The organism is Desulfotruncus alcoholivorax DSM 16058, from assembly GCF_000430885.1.
Classification (GTDB): domain Bacteria; phylum Bacillota; class Desulfotomaculia; order Desulfotomaculales; family Desulfallaceae; genus Desulfotruncus; species Desulfotruncus alcoholivorax.
Window position 1 is genome coordinate 57640 of the sequence record NZ_AUMW01000019.1, and the last position, 22281, is coordinate 79920.

At 43.8% G+C, this 22281-nt stretch carries 21 protein-coding genes and 3 pseudogenes; 5 read left to right on the plus strand and 19 right to left on the minus strand.

Annotation, left to right across the window (positions count from 1 at the left end; all coding sequences use genetic code 11):
• Positions 1 to 62: 62 nt before the first annotated feature.
• A complete protein-coding gene (locus tag H569_RS0110565; RefSeq protein WP_027364977.1) occupies positions 63 to 584 on the minus strand; it encodes a glycosyltransferase family protein in 522 nt (173 codons plus the stop codon).
• 177 nt (positions 585 to 761) lie between these two features.
• Here H569_RS0110565 and H569_RS0110570 point away from each other — a divergent pair, with 177 nt between their 5' ends.
• Together H569_RS0110570 and H569_RS0110575 are read left to right on the plus strand one after the other, a co-directional pair.
• Positions 762 to 1001 (plus strand): hypothetical protein, encoded by a 240-nt coding sequence (locus H569_RS0110570; protein ID WP_027364978.1) that lies wholly within the window; start codon positions 762 to 764, stop codon positions 999 to 1001.
• Complete coding sequence (locus H569_RS0110575) at positions 988 to 1569, plus strand: DUF6036 family nucleotidyltransferase (protein ID WP_207637548.1); 582 nt, start codon at positions 988 to 990, stop codon at positions 1567 to 1569. Before H569_RS0110570 ends, H569_RS0110575 begins: the two co-directional genes overlap by 14 nt.
• Positions 1570 to 1652: 83 nt before the next feature.
• On the opposite strand, the gene metK is transcribed toward H569_RS0110575, so the two are convergent.
• The 6 genes from metK to H569_RS0110605 all read right to left on the minus strand — a co-directional run bounded on the left by metK (position 1653) and on the right by H569_RS0110605 (position 6680).
• Positions 1653 to 2837: a methionine adenosyltransferase gene (metK, locus tag H569_RS0110580; RefSeq protein WP_027364980.1), complete on the minus strand. Its 1185-nt coding sequence runs from the start codon at positions 2835 to 2837 to the stop codon at positions 1653 to 1655.
• Positions 2838 to 3039: 202 nt separating this feature from the next.
• Positions 3040 to 3273, minus strand: coding sequence for a YlmC/YmxH family sporulation protein (locus H569_RS0110585; RefSeq protein WP_027364981.1), 234 nt, complete (start codon positions 3271 to 3273; stop codon positions 3040 to 3042).
• Between the two features lie 161 nt (positions 3274 to 3434).
• Positions 3435 to 4823 carry a phosphomannomutase/phosphoglucomutase gene (locus H569_RS0110590; RefSeq protein WP_207637549.1) on the minus strand — a complete coding sequence of 463 codons (1389 nt, stop codon included), beginning with the start codon at positions 4821 to 4823 and terminating at the stop codon, positions 3435 to 3437.
• A gap of 52 nt (positions 4824 to 4875) precedes the next feature.
• Positions 4876 to 5904, minus strand: coding sequence for a UDP-glucose 4-epimerase GalE (gene galE / locus H569_RS20065; protein ID WP_051273583.1), 1029 nt, complete (start codon positions 5902 to 5904; stop codon positions 4876 to 4878).
• Positions 5905 to 6148: 244 nt separating this feature from the next.
• Entirely contained in the window at positions 6149 to 6379 is a 231-nt protein-coding gene (locus tag H569_RS0110600) for a DUF2922 domain-containing protein (RefSeq protein WP_027364983.1), read from the minus strand.
• Between the two features lie 73 nt (positions 6380 to 6452).
• On the minus strand, positions 6453 to 6680 hold the full coding sequence (locus tag H569_RS0110605) for a DUF1659 domain-containing protein (RefSeq protein ID WP_027364984.1): 228 nt from the start codon (positions 6678 to 6680) through the stop codon (positions 6453 to 6455).
• 993 nt (positions 6681 to 7673) lie between these two features.
• Between H569_RS0110605 and H569_RS0110615 the strand changes: the two genes are divergently transcribed.
• Positions 7674 to 7895 carry a DUF433 domain-containing protein gene (locus H569_RS0110615; protein WP_027364985.1) on the plus strand — a complete coding sequence of 74 codons (222 nt, stop codon included), beginning with the start codon at positions 7674 to 7676 and terminating at the stop codon, positions 7893 to 7895.
• A gap of 11 nt (positions 7896 to 7906) precedes the next feature.
• A pseudogene (locus tag H569_RS23635) lies at positions 7907 to 8266 on the plus strand (DUF5615 family PIN-like protein).
• Between the two features lie 1019 nt (positions 8267 to 9285).
• Here the strand turns inward: H569_RS23635 and H569_RS0110635 are convergent.
• The 12 genes and pseudogenes from H569_RS0110635 to H569_RS20085 all read right to left on the minus strand — a co-directional run.
• Positions 9286 to 9747, minus strand: a complete 462-nt coding sequence (locus tag H569_RS0110635; protein ID WP_027364988.1) for a VanZ family protein — start codon at positions 9745 to 9747, stop codon at positions 9286 to 9288.
• 23 nt (positions 9748 to 9770) lie between these two features.
• The gene (locus tag H569_RS0110640; RefSeq protein WP_027364989.1) at positions 9771 to 10904 is read right to left on the minus strand and encodes a plasmid pRiA4b ORF-3 family protein; all 1134 of its coding nucleotides are present in this window, start codon (positions 10902 to 10904) and stop codon (positions 9771 to 9773) included.
• A gap of 101 nt (positions 10905 to 11005) precedes the next feature.
• Positions 11006 to 12745: a hypothetical protein gene (locus H569_RS0110645; protein WP_027364990.1), complete on the minus strand. Its 1740-nt coding sequence runs from the start codon at positions 12743 to 12745 to the stop codon at positions 11006 to 11008.
• Positions 12746 to 13031: 286 nt separating this feature from the next.
• On the minus strand, positions 13032 to 13661 hold the full coding sequence (locus tag H569_RS0110650) for a hypothetical protein (protein WP_027364991.1): 630 nt from the start codon (positions 13659 to 13661) through the stop codon (positions 13032 to 13034).
• A gap of 36 nt (positions 13662 to 13697) precedes the next feature.
• Complete coding sequence (locus H569_RS0110655; protein ID WP_027364992.1) at positions 13698 to 13940, minus strand: hypothetical protein; 243 nt, start codon at positions 13938 to 13940, stop codon at positions 13698 to 13700.
• A gap of 74 nt (positions 13941 to 14014) precedes the next feature.
• Entirely contained in the window at positions 14015 to 14398 is a 384-nt protein-coding gene (locus H569_RS0110660; protein WP_027364993.1) for a retropepsin-like aspartic protease, read from the minus strand.
• Complete coding sequence (locus tag H569_RS0110665; RefSeq protein WP_309294783.1) at positions 14398 to 14580, minus strand: hypothetical protein; 183 nt, start codon at positions 14578 to 14580, stop codon at positions 14398 to 14400. The genes H569_RS0110660 and H569_RS0110665 overlap by 1 nt, the downstream gene beginning before the upstream one ends.
• A gap of 588 nt (positions 14581 to 15168) precedes the next feature.
• Positions 15169 to 15543: a helix-turn-helix domain-containing protein gene (locus H569_RS20075; RefSeq protein WP_051273579.1), complete on the minus strand. Its 375-nt coding sequence runs from the start codon at positions 15541 to 15543 to the stop codon at positions 15169 to 15171.
• A 409-nt stretch (positions 15544 to 15952) separates the two neighbouring features.
• The gene (locus H569_RS0110680) at positions 15953 to 16534 is read right to left on the minus strand and encodes a DUF3800 domain-containing protein (protein ID WP_027364995.1); all 582 of its coding nucleotides are present in this window, start codon (positions 16532 to 16534) and stop codon (positions 15953 to 15955) included.
• Between the two features lie 534 nt (positions 16535 to 17068).
• A complete protein-coding gene (locus H569_RS0110690) occupies positions 17069 to 18877 on the minus strand; it encodes a DEAD/DEAH box helicase (RefSeq protein ID WP_034630267.1) in 1809 nt (602 codons plus the stop codon).
• A 298-nt stretch (positions 18878 to 19175) separates the two neighbouring features.
• Positions 19176 to 20687, minus strand: coding sequence for an SIR2 family NAD-dependent protein deacylase (locus H569_RS20080; RefSeq protein WP_051273580.1), 1512 nt, complete (start codon positions 20685 to 20687; stop codon positions 19176 to 19178).
• Positions 20688 to 21351: 664 nt separating this feature from the next.
• Positions 21352 to 21900, minus strand: a pseudogene (locus H569_RS20085) (nuclease-related domain-containing protein); the annotation flags it as partial.
• Between the two features lie 136 nt (positions 21901 to 22036).
• Here H569_RS20085 and H569_RS0110710 point away from each other — a divergent pair.
• A pseudogene (locus tag H569_RS0110710) lies at positions 22037 to 22281 on the plus strand (IS5/IS1182 family transposase); the annotation flags it as partial.

Here is a 22281-nt window from a genome sequence, read left to right on the forward strand (position 1 = left end):
AAAAAAAGGGGTTACCCTTTGTACCTGGCCGCGAACATCTAAATTTAACAAACATATGCAGTTTAAAATGGGACATACCTGTACAGCTCATTTGCCGGAACGCTCCGCAAATCCACGCACAATGCCGGCAAGTTAACATAATGCAACCGGTGCTTTCTTTCAAAACAATGCTTCGACCAGCAGGGCATTTCCCGTTCTGCCACCGAATTGGCGGCACCCGAGCCGGCAGCCACCCTCCGGCAGCCCGAATCAAATTCCGCCAGCCTCCGGAAACCCAGGTTGAAATGCCGCGCCAACCGTTTCAGCATTTGCATGGTGCCATCTGTAGAGCCGCCGTCCACCAGCACTATTTGCAAATCCGGCCGGCGGTCCAGGCCGGCCGCTATCCTGCGCACAAACCACTCCACCTGGCCCGCCCGGTCCTTGAACAAAAACACCACCGGCCGTGCCCCGCCGGACCGGAGGTGCTTCCGGCCGTCCAAGACTGCCGCATTCCGCCCGGCCCGCGCCTGCACCCACGCCCGGTAAACCGCCAGGGCCAACCACCCCGCAAACAAACCGGCCAGCAACCACACCATTGCCATAGACCATTCCCCCGTTACCTTTTACTCCACCATATGCACCACTGCCAAACCCGGTTAACGGGGACCGGGCATATTTTATCGCCGCCACATGGCTTCTGACATTGTACCTGAACCATCTCTATGATACAATTGGTATAATTATGCAAATCGCAACCCGGCCCCAAGGGGATGATTATTTTGCGCAAGATCAATTTCGATACATATATCAAAGAAATGAAAAAAAAGTCCCTGCGTATCTATACCCGCGCCGAAAGCGTAGATACTGCAGGTAAGTCCGGGCGTTTTCACAAGCCACGCGATCCGGTGGAAGATCCCACCCTCTTTATGCTGGACAGAATACGCTGGCAAAAAGCCCTGGCCGGCGGCCGCATTGAAAAAATAGGCCCCCGGAGGTACCGGTGGAATGAAAATGAATAGGGAACTTTTATTACGGCTTGACAACGCCAAAATTGAAAAGGACGCTTTGAAAAAGTCTCTTTTAGTGCTGGCCATTTTAACTGAAGCGTTAAAGCCGGAGGGAATCAAACCGATTCTGGTTGGAGGCCGGGCCCTTGAGTTTTACACACTTGGAGGTTACGCCACCAAAGACATTGATATTGTCTTAAACGGAAGGCAACAGGCTAAAGCAATGCTGGCCGAAATGGGTTTTCAAAACCGCCCGGGAGAGCGGCACTGGTACCATGAAGAACTGGATCTGGCCATTGAGATACCGGACGACATTCTGGCAGGCTCACAGGAGAAAGTGGTTACACTGGAGATTGACAATTTGGAGCTTTATATCATTGGAATTGAAGATTTGGTATTAGATCGCCTGGCAGCGGCAAAATATTGGAAAAGTGAAGCTGACTTGTTATGGGCGGCAAAACTCCTGGCTTTGCACCATGACAGCGTTGACTGGGGATATTTAGAAGCAACGGGAAATAGTACCCAATTGGGCGATGTTTTAGATTATGCCAAGAAGAAAAGTAAAGCCTACCTTGAATAGCGCCTACCTTGAATAGCCGGTACTCCGGGGGGAGCCATGGGGGCGGTTCGAGCGTCCCCATGGTGCAGCTATTGCAGCCGGCTTTAAGCCAGCCCCCGGAGGATGCCGGCCTTATCGGTGCTCTCCCACGGGAGGGCAATGTCCCGGCGGCCGAAATGGCCGTAAGCGGCCGTATTCTTATAGATGGGCCGGCGCAGCTCCAGGTCCCTGATGATGGCCGCGGGGCGCAGGTCGAACACTTCCTTGATCATTTCCACCAGTCTTTCCTCACTCACCTTGCCGGTGCCGAAGGTGTCCACCATAATCGACACGGGGCGGGCCACGCCAATGGCGTAGGCCACCTGGACCTCGCATTTATCCGCCAGCCCGGCGGCCACGATGTTTTTAGCCACGTAGCGCATGGCGTAGCTGGCCGAGCGGTCCACCTTGGTGGGGTCCTTGCCGGAGAAGGCCCCGCCGCCGTGCCTGGCCATGCCGCCGTAAGTGTCCACAATAATCTTGCGCCCGGTGAGCCCGGCGTCGCCCTGGGGACCGCCCACCACAAAGCGTCCGGTGGGGTTGATGAAATACCGGGTGGCGGAATCGATCATTTCCTTGGGCACCACCGGTTTAATCACCTTTTCAATAATGCCTTCCCTGATCACATCCAGCCCCACCCGGGGATGGTGCTGGGAGGATACGACGATGGTATCCAGGCGGACCGGCCGCCCGTCTTCGTATTCCACCGTAACCTGCACCTTGCCGTCCGGGCGCAGGAAGGGCAGTTCCTGGGTTTTGCGCACCGTGGCCAAACGCCTGGCCAGGCGGTGGGCCAGGGAAATGGGCATGGGCATCAATTCCGGCGTTTCGTTGGTGGCGTACCCGAACATCATCCCCTGGTCGCCGGCGCCGGTGGCTTCAATCCGGGAATCGGTTTCCTCACCTGTTTTCGCCTCCAAGGCTTTATCCACGCCCAGGGCGATGTCGGGCGACTGCTCATCAATGGAAGTCAGCACGGCGCAGGTATCGCAGTCAAAACCAAACTTGGCCCTGGTATAGCCGATCTCCCGGATGGTTTCCCGGACCACCCGGGGGATATCCACATAACACTTGGTGGTTATTTCCCCCCCCACCAGCACCAGCCCGGTGGTCACAAAAGTTTCGCAGGCCACCCGGGCGTTGGGGTCCTGTCCGATAATTTCATCCAATATGGCATCTGAAATCTGGTCGGCAATTTTATCGGGGTGCCCCTCCGTAACCGACTCAGATGTAAATAAGCGCTTGGCCAAAAGCTCGTCCTCCTTGCAAATTTAATAAACCGGTTTGGTAACTCCTGACCCATAAAACCGGTTGATGTCGACTCAAAACCATATTCATTCTAACAAGGCCGGTATTTCCTGTCAACAAAGCAACTTACACAAGGCAAGTTTTCTCTGTAACCGGTATAACCGGCCCCGTGAACAGCCAATCGCAGGCAATGACCGGCAACAATCAGTCAACCTCGACCAGCACGGCATGCACGCCGATAAGTTTAATTTTTTCCCAAGGCACCACGTTGTCCTTGCCCGCGCTCATCAATCCCAAAAATTTCCTGGGGCCGTCAAGGACAATAGCCACAACCTTCCCGTCGGCCGAATTAATATGAACTTCTTTAACCGGCCCCAATTTGGCGCCGTCCTTCACATTGATGATATCTTTCCTGGCCAGGTCAGTTATCTTGAACACCCGGGACACCTCCCGCCAATATACTATGCCGGCGATGACCGCAGTGCTACTAATGCGACAGGGGAAGGTTCTCGCGATTTCGTTCTTCCCAGGTGTCGCAAAAGAAAAGTGCGACAGGTGAGCACCGTCCCCTGTCGCGTTTCTGTCGCGTTTCCGGCGGTTTAAGCCCGCCCCTCCCAGTCGAAGGAGCTTACTTCGGGGAAGGCGGTCAGGGCTTCTTTCATAATGGCGCAGATGCGTTCCAGGCCTTCCTTTGTCGAAGCCTCACAGCGGGCCACCAGCACCGGCTGGGTGTTGGACGCCCGGACCAGCCCCCAGCCGTCTCCAAACAGCACCCGGGCCCCGTCCACGTCGATTACGTCGTACCGGGCGCGGAATTGTTCAACCAGCTCGCTCACGACCCGGAATTTATCCCGGTCGGCGCAGGGCACCCTGGTCTCAGCCGTGGAATAATAAACCGGCACGTTTGCCAGCAGCCCCGAAAGGTTCTCCGCCGCATCGGACAAAATGCGCAGCAGGCGCCCCGTGGCGTAAAAGGCATCGTCATACCCGTAATATTCGTCGGCAAAAAACATGTGGCCGGACATTTCGCCGGTAAAGACAGCCCCCACTTCCTTCATCTTGGCCTTGATCAACGAGTGGCCGGTCTTATAGAAAAACGGCCGGCCGCCCAGGCGCTTAACCTCGTCCTCCAGGCACTGGGAGCACTTAACCTCAATAATTGCCGGGGTTCCGGGATATTTCGGCAGTATCTCCCGCCAGTACAGGCACATTAATTTATCGCCCCAGATCACTTCTCCCCGGTCATCCACCACGCCGATCCGGTCGGCATCCCCGTCGTAGGCAACCCCCAGATCGGCCCCGCGCTGCAGGACCTCCCGGCGCAAATCAACCACGTTCTTGATCTTCACCGGGTCGGGCTGGTGATTGGGAAACGTGGGGTCAGGCTCACAGTATAATGGAAAAACTTCCACTCCCCAGCCCTGCAGCACCTGCTCCGCAAAATACCCGGCCGTGCCGTTGCCGCAGTCCACAACTGCCTTCAGGCGGCGGGGCCCCAGTTTGATTTTATCCCGCAGCATGGCCATATAAGGCCCGGCTATGTCCCTTTGTTCCACGTCGCCGCTCCCGGCCGTAAAATCTTCCCGCTCCATCATTTCCCGCAAGCGCTGGATTTCCTCTCCGTAAATGGTGCCGGCGCCCAAACATATTTTAAACCCGTTTTCATCCGGCGGGTTGTGGCTGCCGGTGATCATCACCGCGCCGTCAACGCCAAAGTGTACCCGGGCAAAATAGACCATGGGCGTTACCACCCGCCCCACATCGATCACCCGGCAGCCCGCAGCAGTCAACCCCTGCACCAGGTTCTCCCGCAGCCGGTCCGAGCTGGCCCGGTTATCCCGTCCCACAACCACTTCAGCGCTGCCGCGCTCGCGCACGTAGGAGCCAAAGGCCCGTCCCAAAAGCTCCGCCACTTCGGGAGTTAAATCCCGGTCAGCCACCCCGCGAATATCATACTGGCGAAAAATATCCGGATTAATAACAGCCACTTTATTCCCTCCCTTTTCAATACCAGATTCAATACCGGTTTCAATACCGCTTTCAATACCGCTTTCCGCCCGGGTTAAAAGCCTGGCCCCCGGCGCAGCCGCTTCCCGCCCGGCCCCGGCTCCGGTGCCATTCCCAGGCGGTGCGCACGATGTCCTCCAGCCCGGCGTAACGCGGCCGCCAGCCCAGCTCCCGTTGAATCCGCCCCGAACCGGCCACCAGCACCGCCGGGTCGCCCTCCCGGCGCGGGCCTTCCTCCACGGCAAATTCCACCCCTGTCACCCGGCGGGCCGTTTCCACCACCTCGCGCACGGAATGCCCCCGCTCGTTACCAAGGTTGTACACGGCGGAAGGACCGCCGTGCCGCAGCGCCTCCAGCGCCAGTATGTGCGCCACGGCCAGGTCCGACACGTGAATGTAATCCCGCACGCAAGTACCGTCGGGGGTGGGGTAATCCGTACCGTAGATGACTATTTTGTCCCGCTGCCCCAAGGCAGCCTGCATCACCAGGGGTATCAAGTGCGTTTCCGGATCGTGGTCCTCGCCAATACGGCCGTCCGGGTCGGCGCCGGCGGCGTTGAAATAGCGCAGGGAAACATAGCGCAGGCCGTATGCCCGCTCGTACCAGCCGAGAATCTGCTCCAGCATCAGCTTGGTGCCGCCGTAAACATTCACCGGCCGGGCGGGGTGCGCCTCGTCAATGGGCGTGTATTCCGGCTCGCCGTACACCGCCGCCGTGGAGGACAGGATAAACCGCCGCACCCCCGCCTCGATCAGGGCGGTTAAAAAGCTGATCCCGTTGCCCAAATTATTCTTACAATATTTGTCCGGCTTGATCATGGACTCCCCCACCAGGCTGTCCGCAGCCAGGTGCACCACCGCGCTGATCCCGTGTTCCCGCACCAGCTCCCGCACCAGGCGGGCGTCGCCGCAGTCGCCCCGCACAAAAACGCCGCCGGTAACAGCCTCCCGGTGGCCTTTGCTCAGGTTGTCCAGCGTAACTACACGGTAATCCCTTTTTAGCAGTTCCTTCACTACATGACTGCCTATATAACCGGCCCCGCCGGTCACCAGAACATTCACTTTGATCAACTCCCCTCCGCCATCATTAAAAACAACCTTTTTTCTTTTTATGTTCCAGCCAACCTGCCCGTTATCCGTCCAGTTGTTTTAGTGGCGGTATATTTTTACCACCCCAAAACTATTATACCAAAAGCAATGTTCTTTGCGTTGATTTGTATAAAATAGAAATTCTAGCCTTTTAAGTGAATAATGAAATATTTCAAGCCTGACCCCGAGGGTGGGGTTTCCCCCACCCTCGGAACCGTTAGGACTGTGCAGAGTAGATAACGCTGGTGGTCCTGTCCACAATCTGGGCGTTGTCCTTGGCCACCAGGTCGCCGCCGCCGGTAACAAAAATGTTCTTGGCGATGATCTGGTCCATGGCCGCGGCCACTTCCGCCTCAGTCAGATTATCCCTGGGGTTGTCCAGGGAAATGGTCACCCGGGTGCCCGCCTGGGTAACAAAACGCATCTGCAAGCTCTGCGTGGTTGCCATACGTAAAACCTCCTTTCGTTGGATAGTCGGGTAAAGCGCCTGTCATAAGCTCACCCCGCCGCGCCCGGCCGGGTTAAACCGCTTCTTCCAGCCGGCCGGTGTCCACACGCATCACCGAAGTAAGGGTATACTCCTGCAGCTGGGACAGGGCCAGGGCCACATCATAAATGTCCTGGTCCGGGGCCGTGTCTTTCACGTTGTTCAAACTCCTGGTGGTGTAAACCGGGTCGCCGTTTTCGTCCACCCCGGTCTGGAACTGCATGCGCAGCGTGGTCCCCACAATAACTTTGTTGACCGCCATTTCGCTTCACCTCCTCCTTTCCGGTAGTCCGAAGAAACCCGCCCTTTTGTTTCAGCGGCGGGAAGGCCGAATTCCTCACCGCTTTAACAAAAAAAGGCCGAATTTCTTCGGCCAGTTAAAAATTAACACACCCTATTACAGTGATCAACCATGTTATTTTAAATTTGCCAAAACTTTTTGGGGGGGACAGGGGGACAGGTACCGTGTCCCTCCGGGTACCGTGTCATAACTATTTCAGACTTCAGCTCTGTGACCCCTGATTCCCTATTGATAAAGGTTTTGGATTTTTGGTATAATAAAAATATAGATGGGAATACTGATAATTAAAAAGCGGTGTGTGGTCCTCACTTTACCGAGGTTTTAGCTACGGCCCCTTAAACTGTTCCAGCAGTTTAAGGGGTTACGCATTTAACGCCTGCGGTCGGTAATTAGCACAACAAGGGTGACCAGGAGGATAACTGCTATCACGATCTGAATTGTATCTGATAGTGCGATAGTTTGCATCCTGCCTCACCCCCTTTCAAAGATGTTTCCATCCCCGGCAGGTGAGGCCCGTCTGATAATTATGTATTCCCGATTTTTATTTTACCATATTCTATCACAATTTGACATTATTATATTGGTTCCCATTACAGTAACAGGCATTATGTAATAAAAACCCCCTCAGACGATTTTAGTCGGGGGAGGTTTAATAAAACGCTTTCAAAAATCTCCCCTGTTTGTTTTAGCGCGTCCTTCGTGATCGCCCTTTTATATGGTACAATATTTTAAAGTAAACGATTTTCGCCCAAACCTATTCTACCGAAGAATATAAAAAAGTTAGTCCTGGCCAGTTTTTACATAATGAAATAATTAGAAGTGAACCACAAACGACTACATCGAATGGAAGGCGTACCAAAACAAATTCGAAGAGCAATATCAGTAACTATCGAAGGCCTGCAGGCCACCCTGCCAACCCATACCTGACGGGGACGTATAGAAAGGGGAAGTAAAATGAATATTTTAAAAAGAATAACAGTTGATCCGGAAGTATGTCACGGTAAGGCATGTATTTCCGGATCCAGAATTCCCGTATCTGTTATTTTAGATAATCTGGCTGCTGGGCATAATCGTGAAGAAATATTAAAGAGTTATCCTTCTTTAAACCCAGCTGATATCGATGCGGCTCTTGCTTATGCAGCCCTTCTTGCAAAAGAACGTCATATCGCCCTATAGGTAGAGTTAAAATGAAATTTAAAATTGATGAGAATTTACCCATTGATGTAGCCGATGTATTAGCAGCAGCAGGTCACGATATTGAATCTGTTTACTCGGAAGGTCTTGAGGGGGTTCCAGATAGACAACTAATTACTATATGTAAAAGGTAACAGCGTGTCCTAATTACTCTAGATTATGACTTTTCAAATATTTTAATCTATCCTCCTGAAAAGTATGAAGGAATCATTGTTTTAAGGGTTGAACAACAAAATAAAGAAAACGTGATTAATTTAATTAAAAAGTTATTACCTATCATATCTAAAGAAACGATTTATGGACACTTGTGGATTGTGGAAGAAAACAAAATTCGGGTAAGAGGTTATACATAATACTACTATTATAGATGCTGCAGAGCACTGTAATGAGTTCCGATAATGAGTATTATGGAAACGAAAAACCTTTTCTTCGGGTTTTCTCCGTTGGCAAGGAAAAGCTAATTTTTATAATTCATTACTTTAGCGTATTAACGCAAGTGGGGACTGACCCCTTAAACGCAGTGGGGGACAGACCCTCTAAGGGAGTTTTTGGAAGAACCGACCCGAGCAATGTTTTAATCGGGAAAGGTTTAACTAAACGCTTTAACCAATTAAACTGTTAACGTAACGAGGGACTGACCCCTTTTGGGAGGAACTGGATGGGGTCGCCCTCGGCCCCGTCCAGTTCCGACCCGAGCATGGAAATTTAAAATTTCTGAGGTAGATGAATGGATCCGTTCCGGAGGTGCGGCTGCTAAGGACAGTTCAGATAAAGATACGCCGAAGGAATGAGAATAATATAGAAAACCATTTTACAGGGATAATAAATATGTACCGACTGTTTTTTATTGCCACGCTCTTATTTATTGACCAATTGACGAGATTTATGTATAGAGATTCAATATGGTACACGATAAATATGATGAGAGCGAATTTCAAAGAGTTTTTTATTATTTACGCAATTTTATTAGTCCTCGCAATAATTAAATTAGATATTGTATACAAAAAGCTTTATGGGTCTCGCCCTCTATTTGAATGCTTTTTTATATTGTTAATTGGCTTCTGCGATCAGTACTGCAATCGACCTAATGCTTTTTTCCGGAGGAAGAGATTTTATTCCTATTGGTGGTTACGTTTCTAATCTGGGAGACTTTTATTTTGTGCTAACTCTTGTGTTTTTAACAATGGAGTTGGTTACCAAAAAAAGGGGAGATTATCCGTCATTATTAAGGCAATGACCAAGTGATTGCATCGCAGAGGTTCCCCAATGTGTATTGACAATAAAACGATGCATTAGATTAACGTATTAACACACTAAAGCGCCGAGCCCTAAAAAATACCCCCTAAGTAGAACTGTAGCTCAACGAGGTTATCTATTTTCTATATCTATTTTTATTCCTTTTAACCAACCGACCAATTACCCAATACAGCCCAATCCCAACACCGGCCCCGGCACTATCAATAATTACATCCCTGACCTGTCCACCTCTGCCGGGGACGAATAACTGGTGGACTTCATCCGATATAGCATAAAAAACACAAATCCCTAAAGCTAAAATAACGGTCCGGCAACCATGTGCCCCACGTCTCCTTAAAGCCTTTAACACCAGTATTCCGAGCACTAAATAAGCAAAGAAATGGGCATTCTTCCTTAATATATTATTGAAACTTTTTATATCAAACTCCGCCTTGGGAGCAACTTTTTCTACCGTTTTTACAATAACCTCTGTTATTCCTGTACTTAACTGATTGGACTGCTCCGCCACCTGGGATGACAGATTAAAAATGAGTGCCATCCAAAGAAGCACAGCTGCCCAGGAAACAATTTTATACATTTATATAGTTCCTTTTATTCCTCTTACATCCTATATTCAAACTTCATCGCCCTATTCACCATCTCAATATCAAAATCATTATATCCTTGGCTTTCTCCCCATGCTACCATCTCCTCATGTTCCGGATGCTTTTCATCAGCTATAATTTCAAGGAACTCTTCATACCCATGCTCTCCGCCCACATCTTCTGGTGGTGTGTTCCCTTCACCTTCAAGGCAGACAGGATAATTTTTATCATAATCATCAATAACTCTTTCAACTTCAATATAATGCTGCCAGTTGTCCCCGAAATCATAATTATATTTTATTCTGGCAGGGATGTACTCTGACAGCTTTATACCGGTTTCAAGTTTCATCGGAACATCATTCTCATAGCCTAAGGCTTCTTCATCATAAACTAGATTAATAATAGGTTTATAACCTTCTTTATGATATCCGGAGTGGTTGATGGATAATTCGTTATCAAATTTTTCATTATCATAAATATAGAATTCATGCAGATGATAATCCTTCCAGCCAAATGCTGCTTGTAAAACCTTATGCAGCTTATTAAATGTTATATTCACTGGAACCACTATTCTGCGCCATACATTATACTTTTCAAGATCCAGTGTAACTTTAAGTTCTACGGCTTTACAGGCAAAAATAGGTTTATCTGCAAAAGCTTCAAGGTCTTTATACAACTCCTCGCTGGGCCTTACATATTTTTTAGACCCGTCACCGACTATGAGCCTACTTACCCTGATATTTACAGCACTTTGGTTAATGTATCCCTCTAACATTAAATCTTCATAACCATATACTAATTCACAGGACTTGTTCATTCTTGCTACCGATGTTCTATCCTTAGTTTTTGTGTAGGTGACTTCCTTGGAGTGATTAATGAACTGCTCTATAATTTCATCCTTGATACACTCATTTTGAAAAGTCTCCCGGATGGCTTGTATTATATGTTCATCTAATTTTTTAAAGTCCTTTGCTTTCAGCCCATAGAGAACTATAACATACCTGTTTCTATCATTCACAAGCACTACAGTTTTCCTGCGGTTTACTCTTACCAAGTTGGCGTGCCAGGAAAATAGAGGCTCTTCGTCTGGATGGGAGGCTGGCTTTATATTTAGTTCATCTAGCAGTTTCTTTGTGCATTGAATTAACATGAATAGATCCTTTCACAACTAATTTGAAACTAATATAAGCTTCAGTGGTTGTTTCGGCTTAAGACCTCTTTTAGGTGTCTACTTTTTGGAGTGTTAGACAGTTAGACGTTGCAGGTGACTGGAATTACTTGATCACTGAAGACGTCTTTTATCATTTTTTTAATAACTCTATTTTTAAGTTTTTGCCCAACCGAAATTAACTTCTTTCCTTGAGGATCAAGATGAACTGCCTCATTATAAATAATTCCTAGCATGTAGTAAATTTCTGGTACAACAATCCCCATTGTCGAGGCATAATCGAGCTTATTACTTGTACCATGTTCCTTTATAAAAGCCGCTCGCTTCTCCTCTTGAAGCATATAGTATACTTTTTTTTCAATATATAATCTTAGTCCAGAACAAACCATTGCAACATCGTATCTTTCATCTGATAAATACCGGTTTAATTCATCTTCGACAACTAAATAAAAATCTCTAGAGTTAATAATTTTTTCATCAACTTGATATCTTCTCATCAGTGGTTCTGTCACTTCTTCTGGGTGATAATGCAAGAAGTGCGTAGACAAAACACTAATCTCATTTCTATTCTTTAATGCGTTATTGAAATTATACTTATTAATAATATCAACCGAGCTATCAAGATAATTGACATTCTTTAAATTAAATGCATATGTCTTAAAGTATTGTGGATCCAAATGGGTTAATATTATTGGGTAGACTTTTTTACCTTCTCTTTTCGATTCATCAATCATTTGATTAATATAATATTGAGCTGTTATTAGATTTCCATCATCTAGATAATCAAATATTTCATCAATAATAAGAATCGATTTTGGCTTAATGAGCTTTGACTTTACTTCATATAGCTTTGCAATAAAACATAGAATATCTCTTTCACCATTTGAAATTTCTGTAGCAGGTGGCAATTCTAACACCAAACTATTTCTTGTTTTTTTTGTTTTGATAGTTCTCCAAGTAGTATTCATGTTTGATAATAACTCATCCAATTCTGCCCTGATGAGTAAGTAATTATGATATTTGTAAATTTTATTCATGTCAGCTTTATTGTTTTCAAAGGTCCTAATTAACTGTATTGCATCTAAGTAGTCCTCTATAGTAAGTGTCTTAACTTGTTTAAAGTTTGAAATTAGAGTTAGCAATGCACTAAATTCGCTAATAGCATTTAATTTACTAAAATCATAAGAACCTTCAATTAACTGCTTTTTAGTTCCTAAACACGCACCCAACCCTAGTAAAAACTTATCAATAATTGCTTTCTTACGAACTTGCACCAACTTTTTCAAATCCTCGTTCAGTAGGGATAATCTATGTACAAAAATTGGTTTTTTTAAAAAACTACCTATGTTTGTTAATACTTTCCCCATTGAACCAAAATTTTCTTTCATTTCCGTAAATGAATATACGATAAGCTTCTTTTCTGGAATCGTTTTATAGATCGTTATTGGTCTAACACATATATCAGCAGATGTTGAAGAGAAACTGCCAAAATTCTTAGTAGCTGCCCTTGGATATAATTGGCTATTAATGACCTCAATACTAAATTCACGATAAATTTCATTAGTATCTTTATTTGCAGTAAAAGTTTCACCAGTATTCATTTGAATAATCACTTCTGGACTTGTATCTGTCTTGTGTTTGAATAAATCACCTTCGTCCAATTCTATCCCAGTTCTCTTCATTGAACTAAATGCAGTTGCAAGTGAACTCTTACCAAAACCATTAGGGGCGACAAATAAATTGGGTTTGTTAGGGACTATGTTGAAACTAAACTCTTTAAACTCAATCCCCTTAATTTCCTTAATTGTTATTTTGTTTATCATTATTCGCCTTTCCCTCTAAGCTCTAAAAAATTAATCCACTTATTGTGTCTAACTTCCCTAATACTACCAGTTGTCTCATGAGTGTTTACCAGATTCTTTTATTTAGGAAGTTGACGCAAATCCAAACTAAAAACAATTTCAAATTTAATAATTTGCATCTATGATTCCTGACACCGACAGGGTACCTTTAAACTCTGATGAATTTCCCCTAAACAAATATCGTTTTTTACAGTTCCAGTATTATCTAAGAATTCTGCAAATTCCTTAAGACTGTTAGAAATATCTCCTACTCATCCATCTCCCTATGCCCCGTCGCCTCTTCATCCATCCAATCTTCCTCTTCATACACCATACCGTTTCTACCTGGAACTTTTCTCACCAGTCCTGCCTTATAAACCTTACAGGACAACGGGCCATAACAGAACGTCTCAAACCGGTATTTACGCTTTCCGGAATTCCAGTGATCAATAATAATTTCTACAGGCATCCGGCATCCCCATATACATGTGGTGCATTTACTGTCATAAGTCCTGGCAGCTAATCGCCTATGTCCCCTTTCTCTATAGACTTCGAGATCAGGTGGTATTGTTTCCCATGGTGGAGAAGTGTTCGGATTGTCAATATGGCCGGTCTTTTTCAACTTGGATACTTTATAAAACTCAACCGGCTCCAGCCTTTCATCTGCAACAGGAAGGCACTCTCCGGTGATTTCATCCCCAACACAAAACTGGTGCTTCTGCTGGGCGGCTTTACCGATGCCTACAGAGAATTCTCGTTCAGTACCGTCAATCCAACCTCTTATGAAAAGCGAATAACCGAGATAATTATGCGACCGCTCATCAAATGAACGTATCAGCCTGATTCTCGGTTGGACGGATATGATTATTCCTTTGAATGGTATCTTTGAATTGGTCATTATAGAGTACCTCGGTTTTCAGATAGCTTACCTATCTCACTCATAAACTTCATAATCCTCGGAATGATCGCTTTCCCCTGTAATACAAGTAAAACAACCATCAAATCCAACAATAGCACTTCCCGCTGCCCATATCGGTTCACCACAATTTCCACAAACAGCTCCAGCCTTTTTTCTACTTAGTGCTGCCTTTAGATTTGATTTTACCTCATTAAACTTTTCTCCAGGATTTTTCTCAACATACATCTTTGCAAATTTTTCAGCTGTAATTGTAATCATTCTATTTCTCCTTGTCCCCCTGGTTCTAGTAGGAAATTTGGGAAGGGCGGTTAAACCTTCCGGATTTTCCCCGATTACAACCCCTCATATAAAAGTAAGTTTTTCAGATCGATGACTGCGCCGACCTCCATTAGCATGTCCATTCCCAGAAGGCCGTTTATCTTACCGTCTAAGTCCACGGGCCCCAGGTCAATAGTTCGATCACCAAGTTTGAAAGAACCAAAGGATATCCCGTTAACCCGCTTGGCAACGGCGTACTGCTTGCCACCAATTCCATAGCAGGTTACGATAATATCATCTGGCTCAACCGTAATTCCAAGTTCTTCAACAGCATCGGGAGATACAATGGATTGCGCCGCCCCGGTGTCAAGAACAATACTTTCGATTTTCTTTGTCTTACCTTTGTATGTGATTGAAAGTGAAGTAAATATAAGCCCATCTCGAAACTCAAGCCGCACTAAATAGCCCCCCTAAGTCCAGGCCTTGTACGCACTTCGAGTATGACATTCTCGTTACCGGTATGGTAAACCAGCGTATCGCCCCTGCATTTCATCAGCTCGCTAGTGGCTTCCGCCGGGTCGGTTATGCTGCGTACGATCGCCACATCGTCCACGTACTCACGGTTACCCTCCCTGCGCAAACCCAATATCCTTAGCTTAACGAACTGATCTGGGTAAAGCCTCCGTACTTCCTCCCATTTCATGCAGTATCACCCACTTTCACGATTCTCAAACTCATTCTACCATAGAGTTAATTATACGGGTACAACAATTAATTTAAAAAAAATTGTATTAACAAAAAAAGTAAGCCCACATTTTTGTGTTACACTATTCTTCTAATATACTTTTCTGATTAAGGGTGTTATGCAAACTAATATCGAAAAACCGATGGATAAAGTCAACGGGGAAATGAAAGACCCTCCTCCAGCGCAATGGCCGTGGAGGGTTTAAGTTCGCTTTAGTTCGTTAAGTTTTTAATGCAGCGGGGGACTGACCCCTTTTGGGGAATTTTGGAAGGCTGATTAGGCCTTTTAAAATTCCCTCGAGCAAAAACTTTCTAAATAAAAAAAATAAAACTTTAAGCAATGAATGTGAGATTTATAAAATTAAATGTTTTTATGTTGGTAAATCCATTTATTATCTCAGCTTATTAACGCGGCAAGACCCCTTCTAGGAGAATTTGGAAGACTAATCAGATTTTCCAAATTCTCCGGGCATCATCGAGCATTTTATTTATCTGATGTATATGGTTTTAAAAAAGTATAAGCAACACCATCAACTTCTAACTGAAACCTAGTTATTAAGCCTAAACTTTCAAGTTCCCTTAACCAATTAGTAATAGTTCTTTCTGTTTTTTCAAAGTATTCTGCCATTGTTTGCAAAGAATGCCAAGATTCACCTGTATTATTCTTAGAATACAAACCCAAATATATATACAACTTTAATGCATTTCCACTTAATTCCTTTAAAATATTGTTATTTTTAAAATCATTAAATATAATAAAATATCCACCTTGTTTTAGCCTTTTTTCTCTCCATTGCTTATACTGATTCTTATGTAATTCTGCTTTCGCTTTGTTACTAGTTTTAGGTATCTTTCTCACTTTTATCACCCAAAATATGTAATATCTTTGTCGAATACTTACTGTATTTTTTCTACCTAACTAAACGAATTCATATAGTTTTATATAAATTGGACAAGACTAAAAACCATATGTTAAAATGGAATCACCAATAATCAATATAGTAAATAGTCTCCAGTGGAGGCGTGACCAGTTGGTAGTGGACCGAGCTACCGTAAAAACATCCTAAGTCTAGCTATATTGATACTACAGATAGAGGCACTTTTAAAGCCTCTATTTTATTTTTAGTAAAGTGGTATAAAATGTAAAGGAATTACATAAGCTTATATCACCGAGACCAGCACAGCGAATTGTCCTGTGGGGCGTGACCAGTTGGTAGTGGATCGGGCTACCGTAAAAAAATCCTAGGCCTAGCTGTGCTGGCCGCTTTTTATATACGTATTATTTCATGTTCAAATTTACAAATCATAACATAGTAATCATTCTTTTTTTGTATATACCAATTCATGGCACCGCATATCATGTCGGCCACTTGTACAAGTGAGTTTTCTTTCCAATCTTTATGTTTTATTTTGTTTATCCGTTTATCTTTCCCGTTATTTTGTTTGCTTCTTATAGATTTATCAAATTCTTTACGAAATTCTTTATCTGCCCTCTTATCTACAAACAGAGAAGCACCATTTAAGTCTGGCACGTCCAAAACTATATTTGCAACCTCAGAATATAACTCATTTTTTTCCATACCCCGAACGTACGAGTGGGACTTGTCCAAAATGATAGTATAGAATTTTACTGGGTAGTTCTGCAGCATTACATAAAAATCTCTCCTGAGGTTTTTATGTAATTTCTGAAAGTGAAACTCTCCCCAAAAATCTTTTTTTATCCTTAACCTTTCAATTGCAGCTGATATTTTTTCAGCTATTTCGGCGCTATCAATAACAACCAAGGTTATTATGAAAAAAGGAGATGAACCCCTTTTAAATTTTAATCCAGTACAACCGGATTCATCCATAAAAACGAGCACTTCTACATCAAATCCTTTTTGTAATATAAACATAAGTTGTAATAATTTTAGCACAAAAAGGATAAAATAATAAATTTATTTAAATTTTAAGATAAGGGCTAGTTATTAATGGTGACTCTCTGCGCAAAAGTGAACTAAGAATTCCCATACAAGTTAACTTGGAGTTTTCTTAAGCCCATTGATCTCGCCATAAACAACTTCTAGAGCACCGCTTTTCTGGCTTTTAGAGGTGTTTTCGGATTATTTTTGTGGCGTTAGGCTTTATTCCAGGAAGCGCCCTAGTAACCAATAGGGGCTTTTTACTATCGCATACTTTCAATTTCTTGAACTAACCTGCGTAATTTATCAATATCTCGGTTTAATATTTGAATGGCGCAATTAGCACAATAGTTTTCATTTGTTCGATTAATTGTAACCTTTAGGCGAACCTCTCCTGCCTCCAGTCGGTGTTTTTGATTGTGCTGGCAATTATGGGCATGTGCTACTCGTTCAACAGTTAGTCTCTTTATAAATGACTTCGGTCTAGGCATTGAAAATCTCCTCCTCAACCTCCAAAACTAACCTTTCAAATTCTCGGTCAATCGAATCCAGTTCTGCCCGTGAAAACTCGCTCCTTTCACCAGTTCCGTGACCAACAAGCCCATTTATCTTACGATCTATTGCAGCTTTCACAACTTGAAAATTGTTATGCCCTATCCTTCGGGTATCTAATGATCTGCCTTGCGGATTGATATTCCTACGTGCTAAGATTTGCCCCGTAACGTTTTGCACTCTATCAGATAACGCTCTTCTCGCAGCTTGGCGTTCTCTAAACCTAGGTGCTGCTATTGGCTCATGTTCATATGCCCTGCGGTATTCATCAGGGGTAAACCCTCTTGAACGTAAAATTTCAAATGCCCGACGTGCTTCTTCATCGTTATCCAACAAGGGAATTTCTTCAACTAAAACTTGATTCTGCTGGCGTATTTCCACAGCCCTTGCTCGACGCCCTGGAGCATTTATATCAGGCTCAAGCAATATCTCATTTGCATCATTAAAATCAAGCCCCTCAAGAGGCAATAACTGGTCAAAATAATCTTGGTCGGCTTGACTAAAAGCCTGAAAGTCACTCCAAACACGTGCGATATTAGCCCCCGAATGAAATACAACAATTCCTTGATTTAATGTACTATTAGGATTATCTCGCTCTATAACTCGCATAATGCGCCCGACAAACTGTACAAATGGTGCTAACTCGCGGAAAATACTAAATACGGCTGCTACGGACAAATACGGATGGTCAAATCCTTCCCCCAACTTCCGAACCTGGACGATAACATCGATTTCGTGGTTGTGTAGTTGTTGGAGAATACGTTGGTTTGTAATACTATCTTCTCTGCTATGAACGTACTCCGCCCTTAATCCTCGCGCCCTATAAGCCTGAACTACTTGGATACAGTGTTCATAGTTAAGTGCAGACGCTATTATCTTGTGCCGCTGGTCTGTTGTTTCCCGTCGAAGATTAAGTAAAGCACGAATAGAAGCATCAACAATAGTATTTAGTGTTTCTTGTGAAGTGACAATGCTTCTTCGAAAGCTTGCGTCTACTTCTCCTAAACGCTTAACTTCTTCTAAGTCAACTTCCACCTCACGCTCGTCCTCTCTACGCACATAACGCAAAGTGGTTGGATTTAATACTAATGCTTTAAGTCGCTTCACATAACCTTCCTGTATTGCCCGAGCGACGGGGTAAGAATAAATAATTCTACCAGCCATCAACTGTCCGTCTGCGCGTACAGGGGTTGCACTATAATTTACTACCCTAGCCTCGGGAAAAGCTTGCCGAAGAGCCTCCCAGCTAGCAGCTACGTTATGATGAGCCTCATCAAATAATATCAAATCAAAAAAATCTTGTGGTAAAGTACCACGCCAACGATTGTTTTCCCGCTGTAACTGCTGTATGTTAGTGATAACCACTTCTGCGTCTTCTAGGTCTGCACGGTTTGTGGATGTTCCTCTAATAGGTACAGGTTCTGGATACGGAGCACTATCAAGAATCCAGCATTTTTTGTAAAACATATCCGGGTTGCTTGGATCGAAATCATTACCTAGCTGTTCCGCAATATTTATACCTGGAGCTACGACAAGTACCCTATTTGCCCGAAAAGCAAAAGGAGTAATTGTAATTACTCCAGATTTACCACATCCGACAGGTAGGACAACTCCTATCTCTCTTTCAAAGTTATCTCCATCCAAAAATTCGCAAATACTTTCATAAGCTTCTATCTGAGGTGTCCTTAAATGTGGGTTACCTGTTATTGCAGGTCTCCTTGTCTGAAATATTTCTCCCAAAACAATACCCCCATTTCCAATTATATGGATATTGTAACAGGTTTGTAGCTTTGTAGATTTTAAATGTATTGATTATTTTTAAATATCTCCTGTACTGGAATATCCTACACAATTATATCATAATTCCTGTTCTGTTGGCAGGCACAAAGTGTTAGGGTGAGACCGAGCTTTACTTTAGCTGGTAAAAATTTAATACACCAAGGGTTTTTAATATTTAGCTTGTCAGCTAAAGCAAAAACATAATATGCTTAACCGGAATACAAAAATCTTTTCGATCTCTTTTTTCTTTGGCATTCTATTATTCCTCATATGGCGTTGTAAATTCCTTGGGAAGGGAGCTCATCATGCTTTTCATAATACTGTCATAATCTTTTGCAAATCCAGGGAACTGATATCCGGCTTTTCGAATTCGATTTTGCCGCTTTAGTGGATGCTCATAGGTAGTTTTTCCTTCCCACGCATAATCGAGTTGCTCCTTAACATATCTTTGCTCCTCCTTGGAAAGCTCATTAAGATCCTTACTATGATCCACTCTTTGCGAAATGAATTCCCGGTAGTCATCTGTAATCGCATCTCCCCAGTTCCTTAGAATATCAATCGCCATTGCTACGAAGACAATGTCGTATTCCCTTGGCATGCTAGGCATCGTTACATGATACCAATCCATACTCCCCTGCTTGGTATGGCGATTCCCAATTGCCATGAGGTGGACATAGACATCTAGTCTTGATTCCTTTTTATTTAGAAAAAGATTAAAGGCTGCACCATTGAGTTCCATAATCTGATCATTATTTTCACACCTTCTACACATCTCACAGAACAGTTTGATTATCTCTTCTTCGTAGTCCTTCGGTATAATAGTATGATCAAGCTTTGCCCTGAACTTCCCGATGGCAGTTGTTAATTCTTCTTTATCCAGCATTTGGCTCAAAAGGCCAATTTCCATTCCACTGAGTACTCGTTTCGCGGAGGGAGTATTAGGTCGAAAGATACTGCCTATCTCGGATGTAGTTTTTAGGGAAAATGTCTTCTCTACCAACTGATACAGATATTTTTCAAAGGCCTCATTATAACTTAAGTTTGGGAATATTCTTAATGGGGCAATATACTCTATGCCATATTCCAGACATACCGTCTCTAGTTCTTCACTGGGAATATAGGCAATTAAGTATGATTTGGGCAGTTTGCACCGGAAAGCATGATGAAGTTCTTGAAAAATCTGCTTAACATTATCATCACGAAAACTATAACCTATGAAAAGAAGGCTCTTCCCAAGAAGATCTGCCCTAATCTTAATATCCAAAAAATAATCATTCAACGACATTCGATGGTTATAATCGTTTTTGGCAAACACCACAGATTCCGGGATAGACAAGTCACCGTGGAACTTGATATATAGGCTATCTCCCGGTTCAGCTACTCCTAAATCCTCCAGCGAAACAATTTTACGGTATGGACGACCGTATTTTTTCATACACTGTTCCATCACATTATCCTGATTCGTAGTATAGATGAGTTTGATCCCCATAGCTAACAATGCCAGGTAACTATATCCCTTTTCATCTTCAAACTCTTCTATTGTAAGATAGTCCTGCAGAAAATTGCACAGAGATTTTTTCCCACGTTTATCTACAAAATCTTGAGCAATTTCAAGGTGTCCTTCGCACTGACTGGATATTTCTGCCTTCATTTTTTTTACTAGGCTATCCCAATCTACATGCAACATAGGAGTAGAACAGCCCGCCCCTATGAATGGAATAATTTTATGTTTTGAAGCTTTTTCGGCGATTTGATCTATCAAGTGTTCCAAGCAAAATCACCTCTTTTCGGGAATATCCCCTACTCATAAATCTCTCTATGCCGCGTCTCCTCTTCATCTACTCAATCTTCCCCTTCATATACCATGCCATTTCTGCCTGGAACTTTTCTCACTGGCCTTACGGCATATAGCTTACAAGATAAAGGGCTATAACAGAACGTCTCAAGCCGGTATTTACGTTTCCCTGATTACAGTTATCAATAATAATCTCTGCAGGCATCCGGCATCCCCATAAAATGAGGTGAGGTCTTATACACAACTTCTATTAGGTGTCTGGTACTGCATCCAAGTAACCCAATAATGCAGTAAGTTTAAACAAGTTTAAGCCTGACCCCTATCTTTAAAATATTCCGCAAACCTCATCAACCCACCCTCAATACCGGTGCCGTGCTTAAAATTAAAAACACGCTCTAGTTCGATAGTGAAGCGTTGGTCCTGGGTACATCCCGGGCTGCATGGTCAAAAATTTTTTCTCTATCACAATATTCTCCCCGGTGGCTTTGCTTGGTGCCTTTTCCAATAAACCCCGCTGCCCCGGTGATTAGATATGTCTTTGTTTTATCCAGTTCTTTACAATCCGTTCTCAGCTACTGGGATTTTGAAGTTATAGTTATTTACCGGTTTTATTAAGTTATACCCTACTAACAAACGCTTGCTATAACTTTCTTATTTGAACATTATCAACATGAGCCTTTTTAACCGTTTCATCAGCATATGCATATTTCTGTAATTTTAAATATAATCGTTCTACTTCTTCTATTGTCATCAAATTAAAGGAACTTTCAATATCCTCTTTTACCGTTTTGATTAGCGCATTTCTTTTAATCACTTTAACATTCGGAGAAGTTATGTTGATTTTCTTAAGTGTACAGCGCCCACTAAAAATAATGTAGGACTTATAGAGGTTATCATTGTCCAATTCTGTCGCCGATTTTAAAGCATTAATATGACCTTTATTCTGCCATATAGGGTTAAAAAACCGATTCTTCTGTTCATTTTGAAGTGTCTGCATCCAGTTCTTACTTTTCTCATCACCAAAAATCCATCCGCTATAGTTCTTTGATTCAAAAACATAGATGCCGGTTTGGGAAAGCATAATCAAATCAATCTCTGTTGTCGCTCCATCTTCCTTTGGTATGTATAAATTTGTCATGAGTTTATGATGACCATCTAACTTCTTAAGGTATGAAAAAGTTAAGAACTCACCATAATTACCTAGTTAGGGCTTGCTGAACGAAAAAAAATCCTATAATCTCAAGGATTTGGGAGCATATTTGTCGAATTAATATGCATGGAAAATGCGTCAAATAATGCAAAAACCTTGCACCTGGAGGTAAAATATGTTCCGTAAATTGGAAAAGCAATACTATCTCGAAGAATTCATACTCCCATTTGAAGGTAAACTTAAGGCCGACAATCGCTGGGTGAAACTTTCAAAAATTATCCCTTGGGATACCATCGAAGACCGCTACGCAGAACATTTTCCCGGCAGACGTGGCCAGGTGGCCAAACCTGTACGTATGGCCCTCGGTGCCCTCCTCATCCAAGAAAAGTGTGGATATAGCGACCGCGAAACAGTTGAACA

Bases quoted from the DNA above. Each gene is read 5' to 3' on its own strand.
- H569_RS0110565 (WP_027364977.1), bottom strand. From the start codon at position 584: ATGGCAATGGTGTGGTTGCTGGCCGGTTTGTTTGCGGGGTGGTTGGCC.
- H569_RS0110575 (WP_207637548.1), top strand. From the start codon at position 988: ATGAAAATGAATAGGGAACTTTTATTACGGCTTGACAACGCCAAAATT.
- H569_RS0110600 (WP_027364983.1), bottom strand. From the start codon at position 6,379: ATGGCAACCACGCAGAGCTTGCAGATGCGTTTTGTTACCCAGGCGGGC.
- H569_RS0110605 (WP_027364984.1), bottom strand. From the start codon at position 6,680: ATGGCGGTCAACAAAGTTATTGTGGGGACCACGCTGCGCATGCAGTTC.
- H569_RS0110615 (WP_027364985.1), top strand. From the start codon at position 7,674: ATGAATATTTTAAAAAGAATAACAGTTGATCCGGAAGTATGTCACGGT.
- H569_RS0110635 (WP_027364988.1), bottom strand. From the start codon at position 9,747: ATGTATAAAATTGTTTCCTGGGCAGCTGTGCTTCTTTGGATGGCACTC.
- H569_RS0110640 (WP_027364989.1), bottom strand. From the start codon at position 10,904: ATGTTAATTCAATGCACAAAGAAACTGCTAGATGAACTAAATATAAAG.
- H569_RS0110645 (WP_027364990.1), bottom strand. From the start codon at position 12,745: ATGATAAACAAAATAACAATTAAGGAAATTAAGGGGATTGAGTTTAAA.
- H569_RS0110650 (WP_027364991.1), bottom strand. From the start codon at position 13,661: ATGACCAATTCAAAGATACCATTCAAAGGAATAATCATATCCGTCCAA.
- H569_RS0110655 (WP_027364992.1), bottom strand. From the start codon at position 13,940: ATGATTACAATTACAGCTGAAAAATTTGCAAAGATGTATGTTGAGAAA.
- H569_RS0110680 (WP_027364995.1), bottom strand. From the start codon at position 16,534: ATGGATGAATCCGGTTGTACTGGATTAAAATTTAAAAGGGGTTCATCT.